We start from the raw sequence: 4,091 nt of genomic DNA, 5'->3' as shown, positions 1-4,091 counted from the left end.
AGTTTTTGGTTAACAAGGCCAATGTTATACCGGCGTTCAAGAATATTGACTTGGAGCCTACCGATCCCTTGAGTAAATCGATCAAGTCATATATGTCGAGCGGAAAGACGCTGCCGTTTATGGCAACACTTCCACCTGATCATGGGGCCATCACAGGAGCATCTATCCAAAGCTATATCAGTGGAAAAATAGATAAGGCTGAGCTGTTGCGTCAAATACGCATATACTGGAAAGCTCAGCAGTGATGACACGAGACCAGTCACGGGAGGAAGATAAAGATGTTTAAATTAACGCTAAAGAAAAAAATAATTAGTGCAGCGCTCATACTGGTTATCGTACTGTCCCTTTCAAGTGTAATAGGCGTCATTAAGATGTCGGAAATGGGGGAGGCTTCTGATAAGGTAAATAACAAGTCTTTACCTGCGGTTATTCTTCTTCAAGGTATGGATAAGCAGATTACAGAAATCGATAGACTCACCGTTCGACTGATACTCGAAGAGGATGTTGCCGTTCGCAGCACTTACCAAGAAGAACTAACCAAAGCTACAGCTTCAATGGATAAGCGTGTAAATGAATATCAAAGTTTAGCCTCTACGGCAGAGGAAAAAGAACTGTTCACCAACTTTTATGGTCAGTGGGCAATGTATCTTCGCCATCTCAAAGTGGTTTCCGCTGCCATGGAAGAAAACGACAAAGTGATGGCCTACATGATCATTCATGGAAATTCTTCTATTTATAAGGCAGCATTAGACGATGTAAATAAACTGAAGCTACTTAATGAGCAGTACGCCACGGATGCAGCTAATCAATCGAGTGATTCCTACTATTCAGGTAAACTGTTTATGATTTCTCTGACTATCATATGTACAATCCTTGGGATTATCGGTTCTTTTTTACTGGCTCAATCGTTCACTAAGCCCATATTAAAGATAGCGGAACAGATGAAGCTGGTAACCGGGGGGAACCTGCAAGTGGAACCCCTTAGGGTCCGATCAAAAGATGAGGTCGGGGAACTGGCATCCGATTTTAATGAAATGTGCGATTCACTGCGCAACCTTTTAAAGGAAGTTGTGGATAATTCCTTACTGGTTGCCTCTACGGCTGAACAGTTAACGGCCAGTGCGGAACAGACAAGCATCGCTACCGAGCAGATAGCTATAAGTGCCACTCAAGTTGCAGAGGGATCTCAGACACAGCTTGCAGATATAGCTGAAACGCTGAATTACACGGTAGACGTTTCTAAAAGTGTAGACAACATAACGAATCGCTTTGTTCATGTGGCTAATCTCACAACCCAAGCACAAGAAAAAGCAAACAACGGGAAAACCCAAATGTCTTCGACTGTCTCCCAAATAAGAGATGTGCATACCAAGGTAACTCAATCCGCTGAAGTGGTAAATATTCTAGGAGAAAAGTCTGCGGAGATCAGACAGATCACAGCTATGATCCGTGAAATAGCAGCCCGAACCAACTTGCTTTCAATAAATGCGAGTATAGAAGCTGCGAGGGCGGGAGAGCAGGGAAAAGGGTTTGCGGTTGTCGCTTATGAAGTACGCAATCTGTCGGCACAAGCAAGTGAAGCAACAGGCAAGATCTCTTCGCTCGTCAACGAAATTACCTTAAGAACAGATGAAGTTGTGATTTCAATGAATGAAGGTGTTCAATCTCTGAATGAAGGTATGATGCTTGTCGAAGGTGTCGGTAACGTCTTTTCTGAGATTGTAGGTGCCGTTGAAGAAGTGAGCGGTGAGGTGGACACTGCGGCTGTAGAAGCAAGATCTGTAAATGAAGGAACCGTTTCTATGGTGGAATCTATGAGAAAAATTGCTGAAATCTCCGAACGTGCAGCCGATTCTACTCAAACAGTCGCAAGCGTGGTCGAGGAAACTACCGCTTCCATGCAGGAAGTGTCTGCAGGTGCTAACATGCTTGCCAAGCGGGCGGAAGAGATGAATCAAACGGTGTCGGTATTCAAGATTTAAAATAAGCTTCAAATTAACTGGAGTTAAGAGCGGCAGCCTTGGACGAGAAAAACAAGTCCTAGACTGCCGCTGTTCTGTTAAGCTCAAACCATTAGATTACGAATGAACTGCTTCAGCTTTTTTGTTTGCTCTTTTCAAATCTTGTTTACGGCGTTCCTCCAGATACCGTTCCCCATTCTTCTTGTCTGCTGTCAGTGTAAAGCAGGATATGATGGTGAACAGGCCTGCAATGGAACCCAGAATTACATAGGTAATCGGGAAATTTAATACTTCATACATATGCCCGACAATGGGCGAGAAAATGGAAACCACCAGGGAGCCCATAAACAAATACAGCAGGTACATGGTGGAGGACAGGCGCTGGTCAAAGTTAACGATAATATATTTGAAGATGGCTACCAGAATAAGCGGTTTCTCCAGGGAGTGAATCATCTTCATTGCAGCGACCCATATGGAGCCGAATGGCAACGAAGAGCCGATAATACGCAATGACATAATCGACCCGGCAATAATTAATGCCCATTTGGCGGTCGTTTTGTTCACAAACCAAGGGGTAACGAAAAGGAACACAAATTCCAGGAAAACTTGCACAGCGCTCAAATCGCCAAGGAATTGATTTCCTTCCGCTTTGGAACTGAACTGCGATACGAAGTATGTGGCAAACTGTTGGTCATATACCTCATAAATTTGGGTCACGCCAACCATGAATAGCATAAGAAACCAGAACTTTTTGGTACGTACGAGATGCAGTACATCAATTAGCTTCAACGATTCTGTTTTCTGCTGCTCCTGTCCGGAAATTTCGACTTTGGTCAGGAAGATGCAGATCATGGCAACAATGGCAGATACCGAGGCGATCCAGAAGGTCAGATTTACATTGATATTGATGACCCGTCCAGCAACAAAAGTAGCCGCCGCCCATCCGAGCGAACCCCACATACGAACCCGTCCGTATTCAAAGCCATATTTACGCGAAACTTTGTCCATATACGAATCGACGACACCGTTACCTGCATTAAACACCAGGCCGATAAATAGCGCACCAACAATGGCACCAATGACGAACTGCGTTTGAAGCAATGGACCGTACACATAGATAAAAAAGGGTCCGACGAGCAAAAGGATTGTAAAGAGTATGTACAGCAGATGTTTTCTCAAGCCCAGCTTGTCAGATAAGTAACCGAACAGGGGCTGCATGATCAAGGCGACGATTGAATTAGCCGCGTATAGAAATCCCGTGTAGGTTTCTGAAATTCCCAGGCTTTGTCCCAGCCAAATGACAAAAAAAGACATGGCGGCAGACCATGTAAACAGATAAGCGAAGTTAAAAATACTCAAAGACCAATAGTTGCGTTTTGCCAAATTCATCATGTTTAAGCACCCCTTTAAATTGTAGCGGCTCAAATTGTATACAACGTCAATATGCATTGTCTGTACTATTAATTGTAAGGATTATTCAGATGCTTCCATAGGGCATTTTCCCAAGATTTCCTGTGCTTATTACAATCAGTTGATAATTCGAATAAAACAGCCGATCCTGATATGGATTAAATATGGTAAAATATACAAAACAGGTTATGTATTACTCTTTCGAACAGAGATGAAGAATGCGTATGATTTTAAAGAAATCTAACATAGCGAACGCTTGAGAGTTAACTCACTTTCTTTATCCAAAAGCAACCAGGTAGCTCTTGATGTAAGCGATATGACGATAACATGAGAATATGCTGTTACATGGGTGTTTGAACTAATTAAAAACTTTTACGAGACCTACCGGGTGTGTGTAACTACATCTACGTCTTGTAAGAAATAAGTCCTAAGTGTAAAATTCCCTTATAGTTCATTAAGCTCACTAAGTAGGAGGAGAAACATAGGGGGGCATCATAATTGTAAAAGCAAGGGGATGAAGTGATTTATTTTGCAAGTACAAAGTTACTTGAAACAGTGATCGTATATAAAGTATTGTGTAACGATGAGTTAAGACGAAACCCACTCACCCTAAGGGACAGGTTATCACCCTACACTAGTCAGAAGGGGGGAGCGATGGCTGTCCCTGATTGGTGATGGCATTTAGATCGAACTGAGCATTATTTGTGAAAAGCACCAGAT

Annotated in this window: 2 protein-coding genes and 1 pseudogene; 2 read left to right on the top strand and 1 reads right to left on the bottom strand. The window is 42.9% G+C overall.

Annotation, left to right across the window (positions count from 1 at the left end; genetic code table 11):
* Together GRP75_RS20340 and GRP75_RS20335 are read left to right on the top strand one after the other, a co-directional pair.
* Nucleotides 1-245, top strand: a pseudogene (locus GRP75_RS20340) (carbohydrate ABC transporter substrate-binding protein); the annotation flags it as partial.
* 33 nt (nucleotides 246-278) lie between these two features.
* Nucleotides 279-1,982, top strand: coding sequence for a methyl-accepting chemotaxis protein (locus GRP75_RS20335; protein ID WP_160790200.1), 1,704 nt, complete (start codon nucleotides 279-281; stop codon nucleotides 1,980-1,982).
* A 96-nt stretch (nucleotides 1,983-2,078) separates the two neighbouring features.
* On the opposite strand, the gene GRP75_RS20330 is transcribed toward GRP75_RS20335, so the two are convergent.
* The gene (locus GRP75_RS20330) at nucleotides 2,079-3,353 is read right to left on the bottom strand and encodes an oligosaccharide MFS transporter (protein WP_160790199.1); all 1,275 of its coding nucleotides are present in this window, start codon (nucleotides 3,351-3,353) and stop codon (nucleotides 2,079-2,081) included.
* Nucleotides 3,354-4,091 lie beyond the last annotated feature (738 nt).

It is taken from the genome of Paenibacillus sp. OT2-17, assembly GCF_009827695.1.
GTDB classification, from domain to species: Bacteria; Bacillota; Bacilli; order Paenibacillales; family Paenibacillaceae; genus Paenibacillus; species Paenibacillus polymyxa_B.
Note: the sequence above shows the minus strand (reverse complement) of the source record. Positions and strands in the feature narration are given on the sequence as shown.

Bases quoted from the DNA above. Each gene is read 5' to 3' on its own strand.
- GRP75_RS20330 (WP_160790199.1), bottom strand. From the start codon at position 3,353: ATGATGAATTTGGCAAAACGCAACTATTGGTCTTTGAGTATTTTTAAC.
- GRP75_RS20335 (WP_160790200.1), top strand. From the start codon at position 279: ATGTTTAAATTAACGCTAAAGAAAAAAATAATTAGTGCAGCGCTCATA.